Here is a 20882-nt window from a genome sequence, read left to right on the forward strand (position 1 = left end):
TGTGATAAAAAGAACAGATTGTTTATTGGAGCCAGACCTATGTCACATCATCTTTACGCTATTGTTTGCCGTAAGTTTTCACACCTGAGCCGTTCAATATGTGTGGCTGCTGCTGTGTTGGGGACTACCCAAATTGCGATGGCTGGCCCAACAGTTGATCAGTTAAGTGACTGTTTAGTTAAGGCTACAACGGCTTCAGACAAAACTACTGTACTTCAATGGACATTTACAGCTTTAGCAGCTCATCCCGACTTAAAAGCATTTAGTAATGTAACGCCTGAGCAAAAAGATCAGTTAGACCAAAAACTGGCTCAGGTTTTACAACGTGTGATTGTTGAGCAATGTTCTGCTCAGACCAAAGCTGTAATTCAGGCAGAAGGTGTGAAGGCAGTTGGAGAAGCTTTTCAACAGTTAGGTCAAAGTGCGGGTGAAGATATTGTTAAAGACCCAGCCGTTAAACAACAGTTACAAGGTACATTGCGTTATATCGATTTAAATAAATTAGTGACGACGTTTTTAACGCCAGAAATTTGGAATAAATTAGGAATTACAAGATAAAAATCTAATTTTCTATTTTAGTAATAAAGCCTGCTATCTAAATGCAGGCTTTATTGTTTCTGGGATGAAGAGATCTCTTAGATCGTAATTGTAGCGCCTAAAACTTTCACAAATTGAGCTAACCAAGCTGGATGTGCAGGCCAAGCTGGAGCAGTCACCAAATGTCCATCTGTAACGGCTTCAGTCACAGCAATATCTGCGTATTGTCCACCTGCCAATTTTACTTCGGCCGCACATGCTGGATAAGCTGAGCAGAGGCGGTCTTTTAAAATGTCTGCCGCAGCGAGTAACTGAGCACCGTGGCATACAGCTGCAATTGGTTTTTTCACTTTATCGAATTCACGTACAATTTCGATAACACGATCATTCATACGTAAATACTCTGGTGCACGGCCACCCGGAATCACTAGACCTACATAGTCTTCGGTATTAATGGCATCAAAATCATAGTTAATCGCAAAGTTGTGGCCACGTTTTTCGCTATAAGTTTGCTCGCCTTCAAAATCATGAATAGCCGTCGCAATATGATCACCGTTCTTTTTATTTGGGCAAACAGCATGCACGGTATAACCTAAACCTGTTAAGAACTGAAAAGGAACCATAGTTTCATAGTCTTCGGCATAGTCACCGACCAACATTAGAATCTTTTTAGACATGATTTATCTCTCTTTTTAAAATATAAGTTATCTAAATTATTAATTTAAATTAGCACAATCACTGAGTAATTTTTTAGGAAAAAAGTGCATTCTTTAGTCGAAGGATGCTTTAGACGGATATAAAAAAGCCCCGATAAATCGAGGCTTTTTTTTGAGTTAGCTAATGAAATTAACCAATCAATTTTTTCATTAATTCATTTACTTGAGCAGGGTTGGCTTTACCCTTAGAAGCTTTCATGACTTGACCAACAAGACCGTTAAAGGCTTTTTCTTTACCAGACTTGTACTCTTCAACCATTTTTTCATTGGCTGCAAGTACTTCTTTAATGATCGCTTCAATTGCACCTGTGTCAGTTTCTTGCTTTAAGCCTTTTTCCGCAATAATGTCATCGGCAGATTTACCTTCCGATTCCCACATAAAGCCAAAGACTTGTTTAGCAATCTTACCGCTAATGGTGTTATCAACAATACGAGCAATCATGCCGCCAAGTTGTTCAGCAGAAACAGGAGAGTCTGCTAAGTCTAGGCCAGCTTTGTTTAACGCACCTGAGAATTCACCCATTACCCAGTTTGCTGATACTTTACCTTGCTTCGCACCGCCAGCAGCAGCCACAACAGCTTCATAGAAGTCTGCCATTTCGCGTGAGAGCGTAAGTACGTGAGCATCGTACTCAGTTACACCAAAGTCTGCGATAAAGCGCGCACGGCGAGCAGCAGGGAGCTCTGGAAGTGCAGCGCGAGCAGCTTCAATTTGCTCATCAGCAATAATCACAGGTAACAAATCTGGATCGGGGAAGTAGCGGTAGTCATTCGCTTCTTCTTTAGAACGCATAGAGCGCGTTTCCATTTTGTTTGGATCGAACAAACGAGTTTCTTGGTCGATACTTCCGCCGTATTCCAAAATTTCCATTTGGCGTTCAATTTCAACATTGATCGCTTGCTCAATGAAACGGAATGAGTTGAGGTTTTTAAGCTCACAGCGCGTACCAAAAGGTTGGCCTGGACGGCGTAAAGACACGTTACAGTCGGCACGGAATGAACCTTCGGCCATGTTACCGTCAGAAATACCCAACCAACGTACTAATGTGTGAATCGCTTTGATGTAAGCAACTGCTTCTTCAACCGAACGCATGTCGGGCTCAGAAACGATTTCAAGTAAAGGTGTACCAGCACGGTTTAAGTCAATGCCAGACATGCCTTCAAATTGGTCATGTACAGATTTACCAGCATCTTCTTCAAGGTGAGCACGAGTTACGCCAATACGTTTAGTCGTACCATCCTCAAGTTGGATGTCGATGTGACCTAAGCCTACAATCGGGTTGTCCATTTGGCTAATTTGGTAGCCTTTTGGAGAGTCAGGGTAGAAGTAGTTTTTACGTGCAAATACAGAAGCTTGGTCGATGTATGCATCGATACCCAAACCAAAGCGAATTGCAAGATCAACTACTTTTTCATTCAAAACTGGGAGTACACCCGGCATTGCCAAGTCTACAAGGCTCGCTTGCGTGTTTGGGTCTTGACCAAATTCAGTCGATGAACCAGAGAAAATTTTAGAATTGGTTGCAAGCTGAGTGTGAATCTCGATACCAATAACGACTTCCCAACCGTCAATCAATTTCAACTTTTGAGCTTCAGCCATTATGCATTCTCCTCAGCAATTGCCGCACGTTGAGTATGGAAATCGGTATTTTGTTGGTATTGATGAACAATCGACAACAATTGTGATTCTGACCAGTAGTTACCAATTAATTGTAGGCCTACAGGTAAGCTGTCTTTATCAAAACCAACAGGAGCATTAATCGCTGGTAAGCCTGCTAAGTTCACTGCAAGGGTATAGATATCGCCTAAATACATTTCAGTTGGGCTTAAGTTCGCACCAATTTTATATGCAGTTGTTGGCGCAGCAGGAGCAGCAATCACATCCACATTCTCAAATGCTTTTAAGAAGTCTTGTTGAATCAAACGACGTACTTTTTGAGCTTTTACATAGTAGGCATCGTAATAACCCGCAGAAAGCGCATAAGTACCAATGAGAATACGACGTTGAACTTCTGGACCGAAACCTTCTGAACGAGAGCGTTTGTAAAGATCCATCAAATCAGCTGGGTTTTCACAGCGGTAGCCGTAACGAACACCATCGTAACGTGACAAGTTAGATGATGCTTCTGCTGGCGCGATGAGGTAATACGTTGGAACATAGGCTTCAGTCATGTTGAGGTCGATCTCAACAAGCGTTGCACCCATTTCTTCAAGCTTTTTCAATGATTCTTCAACACGAGCTTTTACGTCGGCATCTAAACCTGCAACGTTAAAGTACTGTTTAGGAATACCAATGCGTAGACCTTTTACAGATGTGTTGTTTAAGTTTGCAACGTAGTCATCAACTTCTTTTTTAACCGAAGTCGAGTCTTTTGCATCGTGACCCGCAATTACATTCATTAAGTAAGCACAGTCTTCAGCAGAGCGTGCCATTGGCCCCGCTTGGTCTAAAGATGATGCATAAGCAATGATCCCGAAACGAGATACACGACCATAGGTTGGTTTTAAGCCCGTTAAGCCACAGAATGATGCAGGTTGACGAATTGAGCCACCTGTATCAGTACCTGTAGCAAAAGGTGCTAAATCAGCCGCTACAGCCGCAGCAGAACCACCTGATGAGCCGCCAGGAACATGGTCAAGTGCCCATGGGTTACTTGTTGCACCAACATATGAGCTTTCAGAAGTTGAACCCATTGCAAACTCGTCCATGTTCACTTTACCTAAAGTGACAAGACCAGCAGCTTTTGTTTTTTCAACAACAGTTGCATCGTAAGGAGAGATGAAGTTGTCTAGTATTTTTGAACCGGCAGTTGTTTTAATGCCTTTGGTACAAAAGATATCTTTATGCGCAAGAGGAATACCCGTTAAAGCTGTTGCATTACCTGCTTTTAATGCAGCATCGGCAGCGTCAGCTTCTGCGAGCGCTTGTTCAGGCGTAACCGTCACGTAGCTTTTTACCAGTGGGTCAATTTTAGCAATACGTTTTAAATAGTGTTCAGTCAGTTCGCGAGATGAAAACTTCGCTTGGCTTAAGCCCTCAGCAAGTTCACGAATTGATAAGCGATGTAAATCAGTCATGAGTAAAATTTCTTTACATTCAAAATAGGGAAGATGGGTTAATTGAGTAAAAGTTATTCAATCACGCGAGGAACAAGATACAAACCATCTTGAGTTGCAGGTGCAACTGCTTGGTATTCATCTCGATGATTGCTTTCAGTTACCACATCAGCACGTAAAGGTTGAGGATTGTCAAAAGGACTTTTCAAAGGTTCTACGCCTTCCGTATCAATGCCTTTTAAGGTTTCCATCATGCCTAAAATTTTATTTAGACTTTGAGCATATTCAGCAGATTGCGTATCATTGAGCGACAATCGAGCAAGATTGGCGATTGCTGAAACTGTTTGTGCATTTAAATCTGCTGAATGCTGTGCATCCGATGTAGACATAACATCACCTAATCAGTATTAAAAATTTTCAAAATATCGTGCGTTATAATAAGCGATTGACTTGTTCAAATCATCACATTTAGTTTAAAGTTGCCACCTTGCATCCACATGAAAGTTTAACTGAGAACGAACCGTGATTCTAAAACGACTAATTGGCTTGTTTTCGCCGGATCTAGCCATTGATTTAGGTACAGCAAATACACTTATTTATGCACCAGGCCGCGGCATTATATTAAATGAACCAACAGTTGTGGCAATTCGTCACAGTGGTTCACAAAAAATTGTTGCTGCTGTAGGTCTAGATGCTAAGCAAATGCTGGGCCGTACGCCTGCGAATATTTCTGCAATTCGTCCAATGAAAGACGGTGTAATTGCGGATTTTGAAGTGACTGAAACCATGTTGAATCAGTTTATTGGTAAAGTTCACGAAAAACGTTTGTTCCCACCTGCACCTCGTGTAGTTGTATGTGTACCATGTAAATCAACTTTGGTCGAGCGTCGTGCGATTCGCGAAGCAGTATTTAATGCTGGTGCCCGTGATGTTCGTTTGATTGAAGAGCCTATGGCAGCAGCAATTGGCGCAGGTATGCCAGTTGAACAAGCATGTGGTTCTATGGTTGTGGATGTTGGTGGCGGTACAACAGAAATTGCAATTATTTCATTGCAAGGTTGTGTCTATGCTGACTCTTTACGCATCGGCGGCGATGTTTTTGATGAGCAAATCATCAATTATGTTCGTAAAGCTCACGGTTGTGTGATTGGTGAAACCACTGCTGAAATTATTAAAAAAGAAGTAGGTATGGCTGTTTCTGATGGTACAACATTAGAAATCGAAGTACGTGGCCGTAACCTTGCAGAAGGTGTGCCTCGTGCAATTACCGTAACTTCTGACGAAATTACTCAAGCCATTTCTGATCCATTACAAAGCATTGTAAGCGCTGTGAAATCTGCTCTTGAGCAAACTCCTCCTGAACTTTCTTCTGATATTGCTGAGCGCGGTATTGTGTTGACAGGTGGTGGTGCGCTACTTCGTAACCTTGACAAGTTATTGGCTCAAGAAACTGGTTTACCAGTCGTTGTTGCTGAAGATCCTCTTACTTGCGTAACCCGTGGTGGTGGTAAAGTATTAGAATTCTTCGACAACCCGAACCATGACATGCTTTTCGTCGGTTAAGTTTAAGGATTAGGCGGTGCAACCGAATATTTTTTCAAGACAGCCGCCATCTTTCCGCTCGTTCATTATTGCGGTCGTTACATGTTTGGTTGTGCTGTTCTTTGATTGGCGCATGCCTTATGTAATTCAGCCAGCAAGGGATGTCTTGTACGCTGCATATAACCCAATTTATGCATTGGCTAGTTATCCGGTACTGTCGAGAGAATGGCTGAATCAACAAACAAAATCTGAAGCACAACTGCGTCGTGAAAATACAGCGATGCAGGCTGAGCTTTTACAAGCTCAAGTCCGCTTACAGAAACTTTCTGAACTGTCAGCTGAAAATACCCGTTTACGAGGCCTTCTTGATACACCGTTAATTATTGATGGTCGTATGGAAATTGCCGAAGTGATTGGGACAGATGCAGACCCATTACGCCATATCATCATTATTAACCGAGGCTCTACGGACCATCTAAAGGTCGGTCAAACGGTTCTGGATGATAAGGGGATTATGGGGCAGATTATTAATGTATACCCTCATAGCTCACGTGTGATGTTGTTATCAGATAAAGAACATTCACTGTCGGTACGTCTTGAGCGTACTGGAATGCGGGCGATTGTTTCTGGTACAGGCGATTTGGGCCGTTTAAAAATGGAATATGTCCCGACCAGTGCGAATATTCAGGTGGGTGATAAAGTGTTTAGCTCAGGCTTGGGTGAACATTTCCCAGCAGGTTACGCAGTGGGTACAGTTGCCAAAATAAAACGCCATAATTCAGGTGAGTTTGCTGAAATTGATGTAACACCATCAGCACAATTAGCAACAGGCCATCATGTAGTTGTACTTTTCTCTGAATCATTAGCGAAGGAGCAGCCATATGCCGATCGCTAAACTTAAACGAGAAAAGCGTAAAGACCCATTATGGGGAATTATTCTCTCCGTTATTGTGGGTTCTGTACTCATGGTTTATCCGCTATCTTATGATATTTCAGGATGGCGGCCACTATTCATGTTGATGATCATGCTATTTTGGGTAGTATGTCAGCCAACATGGTGTGGGGTCTGGTTTGCATTTGCGATGGGGATTTTTACAGACTTACTGCTTGATGCGCCTTTAGGGCTCAATGCCTTAAGTTTTGTAATTGTGACTTTTCTTACCCGTTTTTTAATTCGGGAACGCCGTATTTTAACTTTTGTTAATTTATGGACGATAGCAACGCTGGTCATTATTGCCCATTTAGCATTTATGTGGGTAACACAGACGATGGGTGGAATTCATTTTTCGATTGCTAGACATTGGCAACCTTTGATGACAAGTATCATCACGTGGCCAGTCGTCTATTATTGTTTGGCAAAATGGCGCATATAGTTTTAGCATCTAGCTCTCCTCGTCGGAAGGAGCTGTTGCAACAGCTAGGCTTAGATTTTGAAATCTATAGTCCTGACATTGATGAGTCTGTTCATGAAAATGAGCTGGTTCATCATTATGTTGAACGGTTGGCTAGAGAAAAAGCTCAGACTGTATTGAAGCTTTTTCCAGAAGCAATTGTTATTGCTGCCGATACAAGTCTGGGACTTGATGGTCAAATTATTGGTAAGCCTGAATCGAAAAGTCATGCCTTTGAAATCTGGAAACAATTATCTGGACGTTGGCATGATGTGTTTTCTGGACTGTGCGTTGCGACTCAACAACAGATGTTAAGTCAGGTAGTGCAAACACAAGTTGAGTTTCAGCGCCTGACTACACAGGATATGGAAGATTATTGGACCACGGGTGAACCTGTTGGAAAAGCGGGTGGATATGCAATTCAAGGAATTGCCTCGCAATATATTCCCCAAATTCAAGGAAGTTATAGTAATGTTGTAGGACTTCCTTTATACGAATTTGCACAGTTATTCAAAAGAGTAAAGACATAAGGGGTTGTTATCATTCTTCATTGAATAGCATTGTCGATGAACACTAGACAACGTTAAAGTTAACAGCTTCTCTGACTCTTTAATAAAAATTTTATAATGCTTTGAGTTTATGTATGTCAGAAGAACTACTTATTAATGTCACGCCTATGGAGTGTCGGGTGGCATTAATCGAAAATGGAACTGTTAATGAACTGTATGTCGAGCGTACAGTTAAACGCGGTCTAGTCGGCAATATCTACAAGGGTAAAGTTGTACGAGTGCTTCCGGGCATGCAAGCTGCCTTTGTTGATATTGGTTTGTCTCGAACAGCCTTTTTACATATCAACGATATGGTTTGGCCTCGTTCACAGCCTACCCCAAATGTCTTTGAGCTATTACATCCTGGGCAAACCCTTACTGTCCAAGTAATGAAAGATATGTTGGGCACAAAAGGTGCACGTCTAAGTACAGATCTTTCAATTCCTTCTCGCTATTTGGTTTTAATGCCATATGGCAACCATATTGGTGTTTCGCAGCGTATTGAGTCTGAAGAAGAGCGAGATCGTCTGCGTAATATTATTGAAGGTATTCAATCTGAGCATAATTTACCTGGTAGCGTGATTGTCCGTACGGCTGCAGAAGGGGTGGATGAGGCAGAAATTGCTCAGGACATGTGCTATCTGAGCAAATTGTGGGAGTACATTCAGCGTAAGCAGACTGACGTTGCTGTTCCTTCTTTAATTTTTGAAGAACTTCCATTACCTCAACGTATTATTCGCGACTTAGCAAGCGAAGAAACTGCAAAGATTTATGTAGATTCGCGAGAGATTCATGCAAAACTGCTTGAGTTTGTAGATGAATTTGTCCCGAATATGAAGAGTCGCCTCATCCATTATCCGGGTGAGCGACCACTATTTGATCTTTATAATGTTGAAGAAGATATTCAAAAAGCCTTACAAACTCGCGTAGCTTTGAAATCGGGCGGTTATCTGATGATCGACCAGACTGAAGCCATGACAACGATTGACGTTAATACAGGTTCATATGTAGGTGGTCGTAGTCTTGAAGACACGGTTTTTAAAACTAATATGGAGGCGACTCAAGTTATCGCGCGTCAACTTAGACTGCGTAATTTGGGGGGGATTCTCATTATTGATTTTATTGACATGCAAGAAGCAACTCACCGTGAAGAGGTGATGCGTCAGTTCGAGAAAATGCTTGAGCGAGATCACGCGAAGACCAAAATTACTCAAGTGTCAGAACTTGGTCTGGTCGAAATGACGCGTAAACGAACTCGTGAATCATTAGAACACTTGTTATGTGAATCATGTCCAACATGCCAAGGGCGTGGTTTTGTCAAAACAGCGGAGACAGTGTGTTACGAAATATTTCGTGAGATATTACGTTATACCCGCGCATTTGAGTCAACGAGTGGCTTTACTGTTGTTGCCCATCCTTCTGTGATTGACCGATTATTAACAGCAGAAGCACCAGCAGTAGCCGATTTAGAGCATTTTATTAACCGTGTTATTAAATTTCAGGTCGAAAATTTATATACGCAAGAGCAATACGATATCATTTTAAGCTAAAGTTGTAACAAGATATCGCTTAATCCTTGTTACAACTGAAATTTTACTTTCATTCATGAATTTTAAATACTACTTACATACAGTAGCCCTAGACGTTCTCCCTATTAAACGTCTTAGCAAACAATAAGAGGTATAACCCATGAATGTAAGTGAAAACTTAATTAGCAACGGTCTTAAACATGTTTTAGAAAGCACGCCAGTAAATAGCTGCTATATGTTGAATGACCAAGGTAAAGAAGTACCAATCACAACTGCAATGATTCGTTCAGTATGTCATCAGTTGCTTAACCAGTGCCGCACAATCAAAAAATAAGGGGCCAATTCAAAGCCCCTTAATTTTCTAACTTGCTGAATGATGTTTCAGCTGTTTCTCTACAATAATTTCTTCAAAACGTTGAATCTCATCTTCTAAATGAGTCAAAAGGTTTTGCATTTTTGGCAAAGCATTTCGACAAGCTGTTAAGCCAACTTCAAGCTTATCTAAATAACTGGTCATGGTAATGTTTAGAGCTTGTCCATCCATGACAATCGAAGCAGGGTAGAGCGCATCTAATTTCGCGCCATTCCAATAAAGCGGCTCACGTGGTCCTGGTACATTGGAAATCACTAAATTGAACGCCTGACGCTTAGGAAGCATTCCTGACATGATGTTTAATCCTGCCGGACCATAAACTACCGCACTATAGTTTAAAATTTCATTCGCAGTCATGCGGCTAAAGCGTTGCTTTGAATTTTGCATGCTGCGACGAATGATTTCTAGGCGTTCTAACGGTTGGTCTTTATGAGTTCCTAAATTTGCCAGAATCATGGTAATTCGGTTACTCATGTCAGAATCATCTGTACGTAATGAAGCTGGAACCATGGCAATAAGTGGTTTCTTAGGTAAGCTATTTTGACTAATCAAATATTCACGTAAAGCACCAGAACATACTGCGAGTACAACATCATTAATTGTTACGCCTAATACTTTTGAAATCTTTCTAAGGCGGCTTAATTCAAAGGATTGGGCCGCAAAGCGACGTGAAGCACTCACTCTTTGGTTCAAAATAGAAACTGGCGCCTGAAAAGTAGAAACATAATCAGGATTTTTACCCATTTCCTTGAATATTGTTTGAGATAGCTCGTGCATGACTTTGGGAGCTATGTCGAGTTGAGATTTAATACCGCCTAAAATACTTTTAATTTTACTAGTACTTCGAGTTGGTACTTTTAGACGCTTAGCTCTTTTGCTCTCAACACACCATAAAGGAACAACATGTTTCTCTTCTGGTGTTTTTGATAGAGATTTCTCGATCAAACGCATACCAGCAACACCATCTACCATTGCATGATGGATTTTAAAATACATGGCAAAACGATTGCCTTCGATTCCTTCAATAATGTCACAAGTCCAAAGTGGCTTTGCACGATCAATTAGTGAACTATGCTGCTGTGAAATATACACCAGAAGTTCACGAATACGGCCAGGATGAGGCAAAGCAATGTGGCGAAAGTGATGATCGATATCGAATTCTTCATCTTCATCCCAAAATAAACCACTTAAGCGGTTATTGAACGGAGGAATAGGAATGCTCTTTGAGCGTTTAATATCTTCTACTAAATCATGTACAAAGGTTTCTGGTGCATTTTCAGGAATTTCAAATAAAAATAATCCACCGACATGCATGGGTTGCTGTCTTTTTTCAAGTGACAGAAAAATGAAATCAATTGGGTGTAATGGACGCATAAATCATTGTGCCTCATGCATTTTTCTAAGAAGCCCTTATATGAGCTCTTATTAGAATTATAGAACCGTAAAATTAAGTATATAGCGTTTAGAGTAGAGAAAATATGACTTTGTGTACGGAACATGACATAAAAAAAACCACTGATTTGCCAGTGGTTTTTTGATATCCAATTACTTTTTCATATTACCAGCATGTAAGCCACACTCTTTTTGAGTGGCTTCTTCCCACCACCAGCGTCCTTCACGCTCATGTTGATTTGGTAATACAGGTCGCGTACATGGTTCACATCCAATAGAAACAAAACCACGCTCATGAAGAGGGTTATATGGAATTTCCATCATACGGATGTAGCTCCATACCTCAGCACTTGTCCAGTTCGCTAGAGGATTATATTTAATGAGTTGCTTACCTGGGCCAGAGAAACCTGCATCAGCTTGTACTACAGGAATCTCTGTACGCGTACCTGGGCTTTGATCTTTACGTTGACCCGTAATCCAGCCATCTAAAGTCGCAAGTTTTTTACGTAAAGGCTGAACTTTTCGAATACCACAACATTCTTGATGCCCATCTGTAAAAAAGCTGAATAAACCTTTTTCGTTTACCATGTTTTGAACAGCGTCAGATTCAGGGAAACAAATTTCGATATTGATATTGTAATGTTTACGAACAGTTTCAATAAATTGATAAGTTTCGGCATGCAGGCGGCCCGTGTCGAGACTAAATACACGGAAAGGTTTACCTAAGCGTGAAGCAATATCAATTAACACAACATCTTCTGCTCCCGAAAACGAAATTGCAATTTCACCTTGTTGGCTTAAGGCAAGTTCTAAAATTTCTCGAGGGCTTTTGGTTGCATATTCAGCAGCAAGAGCATCTACGATATCAATAGTCGGAATAACGGTCATGTGTGTTCCTGGCAAAAGGCTTGGGCGCATTGAGTTATGAAAAATATTCTAAAGGATAGTTGATAAAGTGCTTAGCACTTTAATTTCGATCCTTATGAATAAAATTGATTTGATCAATAACAACGCAAAACTGAAAATCTTAATGGTATGATACAGCAATTTTTAACCAACGTTGGAAGCATTCATGGAAATCGTATGCCTAGATCTTGAAGGGGTTTTAGTTCCTGAAATCTGGATCAATTTCGCTAAAAAAACAGGGATTAAAGAACTCGAAGCAACAACTCGTGATATTCCGGATTATGATGTTTTAATGACTCAGCGTCTTAATATTTTAAAACAACACGGTTTAGGCTTAAATGATATTCAAGAAGTCATTGCTGAGATGGGGCCATTACCGGGAGCAAAAGAGTTTGTTGAATGGGTGAGTACGCATTTCCAACTTGTGATCTTGTCAGATACCTTCTATGAATTTGCGCATCCTTTAATGAAGCAATTAGGGTGGCCAACAATTTTCTGTCATAAGTTAGAGACAGATGAAGAAGGTATGATTACCGCTTATAAACTACGTCAACCAGATCAAAAACGTGAGTCTGTTAAAGCATTGCATGGCTTGAATTTCCGTGTAATCGCAGCTGGCGATTCGTATAACGATACAACCATGCTTGGTGAAGCGGACCATGGTTTCTTGTTTGATGCACCTGCAAATGTGATTGCCGAATTTCCTCAGTTTCCAGCTATCCACGGATATGATGCATTAAAAGAAGCAATCCGTTCAGTTTCACAGCGTACAATCCCAGCTTAAAAATAAATAATAAAAAAGGCGCTTTAAGCGCCTTTTTTATATACATAATTTTTTAAACTTAGAATTTATAACCAAGTTTTAAACCATAAGCGATAGCGTTGTTATCAGAGAATTCTGCAACATAGTAGTCATCGCTACCAGCTTGGGCACCAGTTTGAGCTTTTGCATCACCCAACCAGAAATATTTTACACCGCCAGCAATAAATGTTTGTGGAGTAGGGCTGTATTGAACACCTACGCCTACGTTCCAGTAACCTTCAGTTGGACCTAAAGTTGTTACAGGATTACCTGCGCCAGAGTCCCAACCTACCGAAACGTTACCCGCCCACTTGTCGTTAAGTTTACGACCTACACCGGCATTCACAGACCACTGGTCATCAGAATATTCAACTAGATTAAAGCCATTTGGTCGGCTAGGAGTTGCTATTGGACCTACAGCTTCTGATACTTTGCCAAATTTATATGGACGAATTGCGAAATCTTTCCAATTTACCCAGCGTACATTCGCAAATGCGACTGTGTTTGCCATAATCCCTGTCTGGAAATCAAGGTTTACAGACTGAGGTGTAGTAATTGTAGTCTTGCCTTCTAATTGGTTAGCAGCAATAGCCTTGCCAATTGTTTGTTGAATCGCTCCAGCTTGGGCAGGAGTTAACTGACCAGCTGCAACTAATTGTCCAATAGTTGATCCAAGTGCTCCAGCATTGGCTGTAATTGAATCTGCAAGTGCAATTGTTTCATCTGCATTAATTTTATGGTCAATTTCTGAGCGGTATGTAATCGATGCCTTAAGTGCAATTTCTGGAATTTGGAAAGCGGCCCCAGCTAACCAGCCAGCTGCTCCATCTTCAGGAATTGAAGCGTCATAGCCATTATATAGGCTATATGCAGAACCTCTTAAATGAACATTTCCTTTAATCGTTTGGTATACACCGCCACCATAAAAGTTAAAATTTTCAGTGGGTTGGAATCCAAAGATCATCGAAATATTTTGGGTGTCAACCTCAACAGAAGTAGCACCTTGAGTTCCGCCTAAAGCACCTGTTGTAATTGGTAAAGTGCCAAGAATTGGATCTGATGGGCTTGCTACAAAAGCATTATTACCAGAATATTGTGCATCGGCTCCAAATGGTTGATCGTATAGTAAACCAAAAGAGAATTTATCAGTAAGTTGTAGTTTTAAGGCTGCGCTTGGGAAGTAATAATCTTCTCCCATATCACCAATATTACGACCTGTTTTGATTGTACCGGCTTCCTTACCAGCTACATCTGGGTCTAAAACAGAAATTCCAGCTTCAAAGTAATTACCAGGCTGCAAAAATGCAGAGATAGATTGTCCAGAGCGATCCAATGCTGCTGCAAAAACCCCAGTTGCAGGCAGCGTTGCTAAAATCATTGCAGTGCTCAGATGTTTTAATTTCATTTTAATCTTTCCTTGAACTTCAAGACATTTTTTTAAAAGTAACAGAGTTAAACCGTTTAAACTGTGTTGCCTTCAAAGCTCCTAATTACAAGTAATAGAAGCTTTGATAACTCCATGTAACAAAAATAGCATAATTAAAATAAGAGTAAATCTATTGTATGAACTGGGCAGTACTCATTTTTTATACAAAATCTGTCAATAATGGATGAAATATGAAGGAATATTTGCATTGTTAAATTAATTTAATTAATTGATATTTATATTTTTTATGTATCAGTAATGGTCTTTATTTTTATGACATTTTTGTCACAAATCCAAGAAAAATGGTCAAAGATTTTTTTGTAAAAATATGAATTAAGTGATTATGAAATGAGTATTGGTTGTCATTTTTAGTTGATAAGTCTAGTTTCTCTACATCTGTATATTATTGATTCAATTTTATATTCTTAGCCTTATAAAAAAAATTGCCTTAATTTTTTTACCATTTGATCTATTTTTTGAGCGAATTTGGATTCTATATTTGAAAGTTATATGCGATAAAAAAACCGAAAATAACAATCTAGATTCGGTTATTTAACTTTTATAGCTAAAACATAGCATTAGATTGGATATAGTTTTTCATCAAATTGCTCAAGCTTTGGAAATGTTAATGACTCAAGCTGGTCCAAATGAGTAAGGTAGATTACATAGTCTTCAAGAAGGGTTTCTCGTGCTTCTTGGCTAATATAAGGTAAATGGTAAGCAATGAATGGAGGCAGGACTTCAAAACCAGCATATGCCAAAGTACCACGTTGAATCGGAGATAAATAATTTTCAATTGGACCATGAATAGAGTTTTCTCCAAACATGTGTGTTCTACCACCGAGTGTTAAACACAACATCGCTTTTTTACCTACCATGCCGCCGTGGTTGTAAAATCGTTTGCCTCCATAAAAAAGCCCTGAGACAAATACGCGATCAATCCAACCTTTTAAAATTGCTGGCACAGATGTCCAATAAAGTGGGAAATTTAAAATGACTAGATCTGCTTTTTTTACCTTTTCAATTTCTGCTTGAATATCTGCAGCTAGAAGTTGATTTTTGCTGGCATTTCTTTGTTCAAGTGCATAGTTAAAATAATCAGGCTGATTAAGCTCTAAGAAATCCTCTTTAGATGCAATAGGGTTAAATTGCATCGCATATAAATCTGAAATTTCTACGCTGTGCCCCAATTTTTCTAAGGTTTGCTTAGCTATATTTTTTAGAGCAGTAGTGAAAGACTGCGGTTCTGGATGAGCATGGACAATTAGAATGTTCATAGGGGAGGACCTGTATTCTTTTCAGAAATTGTGCTGTCTAGTGCAATTCAGCGGATTTTGTTTTGAATAACTATGCATCAATTTAAAAGCATGGCATAGTTCATGAACTGACAGTTTTTACCATTTCGCGCCATTTTATTTTGCTCATATGGGTTGCTCATGAATCCAGAATTACCCGGAACTTATATTAATTTAATCGTTGAGACCGTTAAGCGGTGCGGTGTCTCTGGTGAGCAGCTTTTAAATGGAAGTGGAATAACCTTAGACCAATTAGAAAAGCCTTACTGGTATGTTGAGTTCAACATCTTAAATCAGCTTATTGAACGGGCGATTGAGTTATGCAAAGAGCCAGCATTAGCAGGGTATTTAGCTTTAAGCATGACGGCTTCATGTTATGGTTCAGTCGGAATGGCTGCCATAGTTTCTCCAAATTTAGGAGAAGCGCTAAAAATACTTGAACAATTCATTGGTTCACGTTGTAAGGTTTTCAAACCAGAATTAAAACAAGAAAATAATGATGCATGTTGGTCAATTCATCAGCCCGTCAATGCATTTCAGCTGAGCCCCAATGCCAACATTTTTTTATTAGTCGGTTTTGTCCAAATTGCGAAAAAATTAACAGGGCTTTCTCATTTGGGAAAAGTTGAATTACAAATGCCCGAGCCGATAGGTTTTGACCAAATCAGTCATCAACTGGCTGTGACTTGTTTATTTAACCAAAAGCGTAATCGTTGGATATTTCCAAAAGAGTATTTAGCACAACCTGTATTAACGGCAGACCCAATGCTAGCGCCGTTATTAAATGCGCAGTGCAAGCGGGATATAGAGAAATTAAACTTAAAAAGTGGTTGGAAAGGGCAAGTCAAACAAGTGGCCGAAAAATTGCTTATGAATGGGAATATTGAGGCATTAAAAGTTGGGCAAGTGGCTCATATCATGAATATGTCGGAGCGAACTCTGCAACGCTATTTAGCTCTTGATGATACTAGTTTTACGCTCTTGGTAGACTCACTGAAAAAGGAGCATGCCCAGAAACTTTTAGCTCAAAATAACATGTCGATCGAAAAAGTCGCTTTAATGCTAGGTTATGCCGAGACTTCTCACTTTACCCGTGCATTTAAGCGGTGGATGGGAGTGACGCCTAAATATTTCCAAACCAAACATAAGATGGATGATTTAAGTTAAAAGGCCACAAATTTAATTTCATGGCCTTTCATTTATGATTTGAGTCAATTAATTAGATTGTTCTGGCTTAGATGAGAGTGAATCAATCACTTCAAAATAGCTAGGTGGTGCTGGAACATGGCGGCGCGCTCTCAATAGACGATGCATACGCGGCAGTTTGAAGTAGGGCACCGAAGCCATTAAATGGTGTTCCATGTGGTAATTGACATGAATAGGCGCCACAAAACTTCTAGCAATCCAACCTGCACGTGTTGTTCGTGTATTGGTTAAAGCCGTATTACTCGTTTGCATACCTGCATGTTCGGCCATTGAGCGAATTCTTAAAAATAATGGAAACGGTGTTAAATAAGCTAGGGGCCATAACCAATAAAACCGTTGTTGACCAAAAGCTTTTAAAACACCATAGAGAGCTACATTGGTTGCAATGGCACCACTACTGTTTTTTATAAGACTTTTGGCATAGTCAACGAAATCTTTATTGCTTCGATCTAACCAGACCTGATCATTGGCAACAGTCCATTTCATTAGATCTAGATCCATTAACACTCGACCAAAGCTAAACTTTAATCCTGTCATACCTGTTAAGTCGCGTAAAAATTTACGAGTAAGCGATTTTTTATTTACAGGAAAACCAGAAACTAACGAAAGATCGGGGTCATCTGGAGTAGAGGTTTTTGCATGATGACGGACATGATGTACGCGGTATTTTTGTAAATCATTCCAGATTGGACGGGCGCATAGCCATTCACCTACAAAGTCATTTATTTTCTTATTTTTGAACAAGCTTTTATGAGATGCATCATGCATCAAAATTGCTAGACATAACTGGCGACCCGCCAATATGGCCAAAGCTAGCATACAAGCAAGTAATTTGCCCCAGCTAGGTAAGTAATCCCACATCATGATTAAGCTTGCAAATGTTCCGCCAATAACAGCCCACGTACTTGCAACAGCCCAAGCACCGTATATGTCTGAGGGTTGTGTGAGTTCTTGTATTTCTTCTCTGCTAAATAGATCGGTCACACTCACTTGTGCATTCATTTTTATTCTCCCAAATCAGATTTTGGTATCCATATCTTATATTACAAATATATTCATAAAATTGTAAAAAGTGAAATATTTGTTTGTAAAAAAATAAATCGCCCTTTAGTGGGCTAATTCATTTTCATAAAGTTTCTGCCATAGCTTTTGTCCAATCGAATCGAGCTGTTGTACATTTTGAGCAAACTGATTGCGGGCATGTTCATCAACAAATGGAGAAGGCAGTAGAGGATCATTCATGAGTAAGGTAATTGTTTCACGTCCTAATAACAAAGCTTGGGTAGCAGCCTCATTTAAGGATAGATTTTTATAGTTCAAAAGCCATTCTTGAATATCTTGACTATACATTTCATAGTTCTTTTCAAGCTGTTTGGTATCCCACAAAGAAGGAATTAACGAAACTGTTTTTGCGTCAAATTTTTGAATAATAGAAATTTTAGCTTCATTTTCAAGACCCGCTAAAATGAGCTCTTCACATGTTTTTTCAAAGCTATACGCTAAATTATCTGGACGTATATAAATTCCAGTTTCGAGTTCTCTAAAACCAAATTGACGTAAAGCGTGTTCTCTCTTTTTTAAAGCGGTTCGATCAATACGACCTAATGTCCCCGTAAATACTGCCAGATAGTGTTGTTGCCATTCTTTAGTCTGCTTAATGCCATTTTTACGATTCAAAATGACTTTTGCCCATTCTTTGGTTGATGGCGAAAGTTGATAAATACCGCGTTCTACACTTTCTATCATGCCTTCATTTAATAGCCGAGTCGTAGCCACACGTATACCGTTGTCACTCATATTAAAAAGTTTAGCGGCAATTAATATTTGTCTAATCGTGAGCTGAGGGTAAGCAGAGGAAAGAAATAAATCGATAATGAGATGGCGTGCATTAATTTTGGTATTTTTCATTCAGATTGAATTTTTGAGATGACCTGCATTTGATCAGAATAATATCATGTTTTTTTAAGGACTTTTTAAGATCATTTTGTAGAGTACGTAAAGGTAAAAAGCTTTGTCTATAACAAGAAAAACTTTGGCAGTTCTTAACCAAGTTTTATCTTTTTACGATAGTTAACCCAAGTTTGTCATCATGATGTGATACATTATCGCACTTTAAATAAACTGCCTTTAACTAGGGGCAATAACCACAAACGTTAGAAATGATCTGATATTGAACATGTGTTAAGTCTAATTTGAGACTTACCAATTTCGATAAAACAAATTTTAGGTCGTTCTAATGATTAACTTTCTTTGAGCAAGTTATGGAAAATTTTGAAGTTATAAAAGCACTGTTTTTAGGCTTTGTCGAAGGCTTAACTGAATTTTTACCCATCTCGAGTACAGGCCATTTAATTTTATTTGGTCATATTATCGATTTCCACTCAGACGGCGGTCGTGTATTTGAGGTCGTAATCCAGTTAGGTGCTATTTTGGCAGTGTGCTGGTTATACCGACAAAAAATTATTAACTTGATTAAGGGATTCTTTAGTGGTGATGTGGAGTCACGTCATTTTGCGATTAGTGTGCTTATTGCATTCTTTCCAGCAGTCATTATTGGTGTTCTAGCTGTCGACTTTATTAAAAGTGTTCTATTTAGCCCAATTGTGGTTGCGATTGCCTTAATTGTCGGTGCCCTTATCATTTTCTGGGTGGAATCTAGACAGTTTGAACATAAGACCCTAGATGCAACTAAAATTACTTTTAAACAAGCGCTTTTAGTAGGTCTTGCTCAGTGTGTGGCGATGATTCCGGGAACTTCACGTTCAGGCGCAACAATTGTAGGCGGAATGTTTGCAGGTTTATCACGTAAAGCTGCTACAGAATTTTCTTTCTTCCTTGCTATGCCGACCATGTTGGGCGCTGCGACTTTTGACTTGATTAAAAATGCTGACGTACTTACCTCAGACAATATGGTTAATATTGGGGTAGGTTTCGTTGCTGCTTTTATTGCCGCGCTGTTTGTTGTAAAAGCATTAGTACTGTTTGTAGAACGTCATACGTTACGTGTATTTGCTTGGTACCGAATTGTACTTGGCGTAATTATTTTGATTGCAGCAATGTTCTTTAATTTATCGGCTTAAATAATCTGATGAAGTGAAAAACCTAGAATGCTCTAGGTTTTTTTATGCCTAAAAATTGATTTGAATTGCCTATTTATACAAAGTAAACGTAAGACAGATGTTTTCATTTTAGGTTCATTGTTATATTGATTATTAGATTACTTCTCACAATAAAACTATGCCGCAAAATCATCTTACAGAACATTTGGTCGATGCATTTTTGCACTTGGCTCCAGCAGAAGGCCTCTATCCTACTTTTATCTCTAACATCACTTTGATGCGTGTAGATCATTCCACACCACCTATTGCCGTGCTGCAAGAACCCTCAATTGTTTTAGTGATACAGGGGGTAAAGCGAGGATATATTGGTAAAGAAATCTTTCAGTTTCAACAAGGTCAGTGTTTATTTATCTCAATTGCAATACCGTTTGATTGCGATACTGTGGTTGAAAATAATGAACCAATGCTCGCGATAGCCATAAAATTTGAACCACAAATGATGACTGATCTCATTACTAAAATGGATAAACAGCAACAAGTGGTTACTGAAGATGCTCATTCAGAAGATTTAAAATTAAGCTGCGGGCTTAGAGTGATTGACATGAATGAGACTATTTCAGAGGTTGCTCTACGATTACTCAATTTACTTCGCTCTAAACAAGATACTTTTATATTGGGTGAGCAAGTTAAAAGAGAATTGGTTTATCGTGTGGTGCAGGCTTCAGGCGGCAATCTAGTCGAGAGCTTATCTGCTATGGCAAGTCGAAATGGCGTGATTTATACCATTTGTGAAATTATTCAACGTGATTATTATCATAACTTAACGGTTCAAGAATTAGCGAAACAAGCGGGCATGAGCATCTCGCTTTTTCATCAAACTTTTAAAAAGGTGACGAATTATTCGCCCTTACAGTACATCAAAATTACTCGGTTACATAAGGCACGTGAGTTAATCACGAACAATAAAATGGGAGTCGCAGAAGCCGCCTATGAAGTTGGATATGTTAGTGCTTCACAATTTAGCCGAGAATTTAAACGACTGTTTGGCATTCCACCCAAGTCCTCAATTATTTAACGTAGATTAGTATTTTTAGATATAAATC

Annotated in this window: 21 protein-coding genes; 11 read left to right on the plus strand and 10 right to left on the minus strand. The window is 39.5% G+C overall.

What is annotated here, in order from left to right; genetic code table 11:
* The first annotated feature begins 39 nt into the window (after positions 1-39).
* Positions 40-558, plus strand: coding sequence for a hypothetical protein (locus tag AW165_RS12890; protein WP_060466056.1), 519 nt, complete (start codon positions 40-42; stop codon positions 556-558).
* 77 nt (positions 559-635) lie between these two features.
* Here the strand turns inward: AW165_RS12890 and AW165_RS12895 are convergent, their stop codons facing one another.
* The 4 genes from AW165_RS12895 to gatC form a co-directional block, all read right to left on the minus strand.
* A complete protein-coding gene (locus AW165_RS12895; protein WP_060466057.1) occupies positions 636-1214 on the minus strand; it encodes a DJ-1/PfpI family protein in 579 nt (192 codons plus the stop codon).
* Between the two features lie 169 nt (positions 1215-1383).
* Positions 1384-2853, minus strand: a complete 1470-nt coding sequence (gene gatB / locus AW165_RS12900) for an Asp-tRNA(Asn)/Glu-tRNA(Gln) amidotransferase subunit GatB (protein ID WP_000796643.1) — start codon at positions 2851-2853, stop codon at positions 1384-1386.
* Positions 2853-4331: an Asp-tRNA(Asn)/Glu-tRNA(Gln) amidotransferase subunit GatA gene (gene gatA, locus AW165_RS12905; protein ID WP_005072830.1), complete on the minus strand. Its 1479-nt coding sequence runs from the start codon at positions 4329-4331 to the stop codon at positions 2853-2855. The genes gatB and gatA overlap by 1 nt, the downstream gene beginning before the upstream one ends.
* A gap of 53 nt (positions 4332-4384) precedes the next feature.
* A complete protein-coding gene (gatC, locus tag AW165_RS12910; protein WP_000107699.1) occupies positions 4385-4699 on the minus strand; it encodes an Asp-tRNA(Asn)/Glu-tRNA(Gln) amidotransferase subunit GatC in 315 nt (104 codons plus the stop codon).
* A gap of 133 nt (positions 4700-4832) precedes the next feature.
* Here gatC and AW165_RS12915 point away from each other — a divergent pair, with 133 nt between their 5' ends.
* The 6 genes from AW165_RS12915 to AW165_RS19330 all read left to right on the plus strand — a co-directional run bounded on the left by AW165_RS12915 (position 4833) and on the right by AW165_RS19330 (position 9654).
* Positions 4833-5873 (plus strand): rod shape-determining protein, encoded by a 1041-nt coding sequence (locus AW165_RS12915; protein WP_000601379.1) that lies wholly within the window; start codon positions 4833-4835, stop codon positions 5871-5873.
* Positions 5874-5889: 16 nt separating this feature from the next.
* Positions 5890-6747 carry a rod shape-determining protein MreC gene (gene mreC / locus AW165_RS12920; RefSeq protein ID WP_032056659.1) on the plus strand — a complete coding sequence of 286 codons (858 nt, stop codon included), beginning with the start codon at positions 5890-5892 and terminating at the stop codon, positions 6745-6747.
* Complete coding sequence (mreD, locus tag AW165_RS12925; RefSeq protein ID WP_060466058.1) at positions 6734-7225, plus strand: rod shape-determining protein MreD; 492 nt, start codon at positions 6734-6736, stop codon at positions 7223-7225. Before mreC ends, mreD begins: the two co-directional genes overlap by 14 nt.
* Complete coding sequence (locus AW165_RS12930; protein WP_060466059.1) at positions 7213-7773, plus strand: Maf-like protein; 561 nt, start codon at positions 7213-7215, stop codon at positions 7771-7773. The genes mreD and AW165_RS12930 overlap by 13 nt, the downstream gene beginning before the upstream one ends.
* Positions 7774-7886: 113 nt before the next feature.
* Complete coding sequence (gene rng, locus AW165_RS12935; protein ID WP_005064412.1) at positions 7887-9341, plus strand: ribonuclease G; 1455 nt, start codon at positions 7887-7889, stop codon at positions 9339-9341.
* Positions 9342-9480: 139 nt separating this feature from the next.
* Positions 9481-9654 carry a PA1571 family protein gene (locus tag AW165_RS19330; protein WP_002116397.1) on the plus strand — a complete coding sequence of 58 codons (174 nt, stop codon included), beginning with the start codon at positions 9481-9483 and terminating at the stop codon, positions 9652-9654.
* A 27-nt stretch (positions 9655-9681) separates the two neighbouring features.
* On the opposite strand, the gene AW165_RS12940 is transcribed toward AW165_RS19330, so the two are convergent.
* Positions 9682-11067, minus strand: a complete 1386-nt coding sequence (locus tag AW165_RS12940; RefSeq protein WP_060466060.1) for a WS/DGAT/MGAT family O-acyltransferase — start codon at positions 11065-11067, stop codon at positions 9682-9684.
* A gap of 171 nt (positions 11068-11238) precedes the next feature.
* Entirely contained in the window at positions 11239-11973 is a 735-nt protein-coding gene (locus AW165_RS12945) for a phosphoadenylyl-sulfate reductase (protein ID WP_060466061.1), read from the minus strand.
* A 184-nt stretch (positions 11974-12157) separates the two neighbouring features.
* Between AW165_RS12945 and thrH the strand changes: the two genes are divergently transcribed.
* Positions 12158-12775 carry a bifunctional phosphoserine phosphatase/homoserine phosphotransferase ThrH gene (gene thrH, locus AW165_RS12950; protein WP_002116438.1) on the plus strand — a complete coding sequence of 206 codons (618 nt, stop codon included), beginning with the start codon at positions 12158-12160 and terminating at the stop codon, positions 12773-12775.
* Between the two features lie 58 nt (positions 12776-12833).
* Here thrH and AW165_RS12955 read toward each other — a convergent pair whose 3' ends face one another.
* Positions 12834-14198 (minus strand): outer membrane protein transport protein, encoded by a 1365-nt coding sequence (locus AW165_RS12955; RefSeq protein WP_060466062.1) that lies wholly within the window; start codon positions 14196-14198, stop codon positions 12834-12836.
* Positions 14199-14797: 599 nt separating this feature from the next.
* Positions 14798-15496 (minus strand): NAD(P)H-dependent oxidoreductase, encoded by a 699-nt coding sequence (locus AW165_RS12960; protein ID WP_060466063.1) that lies wholly within the window; start codon positions 15494-15496, stop codon positions 14798-14800.
* A 159-nt stretch (positions 15497-15655) separates the two neighbouring features.
* Here AW165_RS12960 and AW165_RS12965 point away from each other — a divergent pair, with 159 nt between their 5' ends.
* Positions 15656-16681 (plus strand): AraC family transcriptional regulator, encoded by a 1026-nt coding sequence (locus AW165_RS12965; protein ID WP_060466064.1) that lies wholly within the window; start codon positions 15656-15658, stop codon positions 16679-16681.
* A gap of 48 nt (positions 16682-16729) precedes the next feature.
* Here AW165_RS12965 and AW165_RS12970 read toward each other — a convergent pair whose 3' ends face one another.
* Both AW165_RS12970 and AW165_RS12975 read right to left on the minus strand, forming a co-directional pair.
* Complete coding sequence (locus tag AW165_RS12970) at positions 16730-17722, minus strand: fatty acid desaturase family protein (RefSeq protein WP_060466065.1); 993 nt, start codon at positions 17720-17722, stop codon at positions 16730-16732.
* A 105-nt stretch (positions 17723-17827) separates the two neighbouring features.
* Entirely contained in the window at positions 17828-18628 is an 801-nt protein-coding gene (locus tag AW165_RS12975) for a PaaX family transcriptional regulator C-terminal domain-containing protein (RefSeq protein ID WP_017402623.1), read from the minus strand.
* 353 nt (positions 18629-18981) lie between these two features.
* Here AW165_RS12975 and AW165_RS12980 point away from each other — a divergent pair, with 353 nt between their 5' ends.
* Together AW165_RS12980 and AW165_RS12985 are read left to right on the plus strand one after the other, a co-directional pair.
* On the plus strand, positions 18982-19800 hold the full coding sequence (locus AW165_RS12980) for an undecaprenyl-diphosphate phosphatase (RefSeq protein WP_002116515.1): 819 nt from the start codon (positions 18982-18984) through the stop codon (positions 19798-19800).
* A gap of 157 nt (positions 19801-19957) precedes the next feature.
* The gene (locus tag AW165_RS12985; protein WP_060466066.1) at positions 19958-20854 is read left to right on the plus strand and encodes an AraC family transcriptional regulator; all 897 of its coding nucleotides are present in this window, start codon (positions 19958-19960) and stop codon (positions 20852-20854) included.
* Positions 20855-20882 lie beyond the last annotated feature (28 nt).

It is taken from the genome of Acinetobacter sp. LMB-5 (assembly GCF_001541635.1).
Classification (GTDB): Bacteria; Pseudomonadota; Gammaproteobacteria; order Pseudomonadales; family Moraxellaceae; genus Acinetobacter; species Acinetobacter pittii.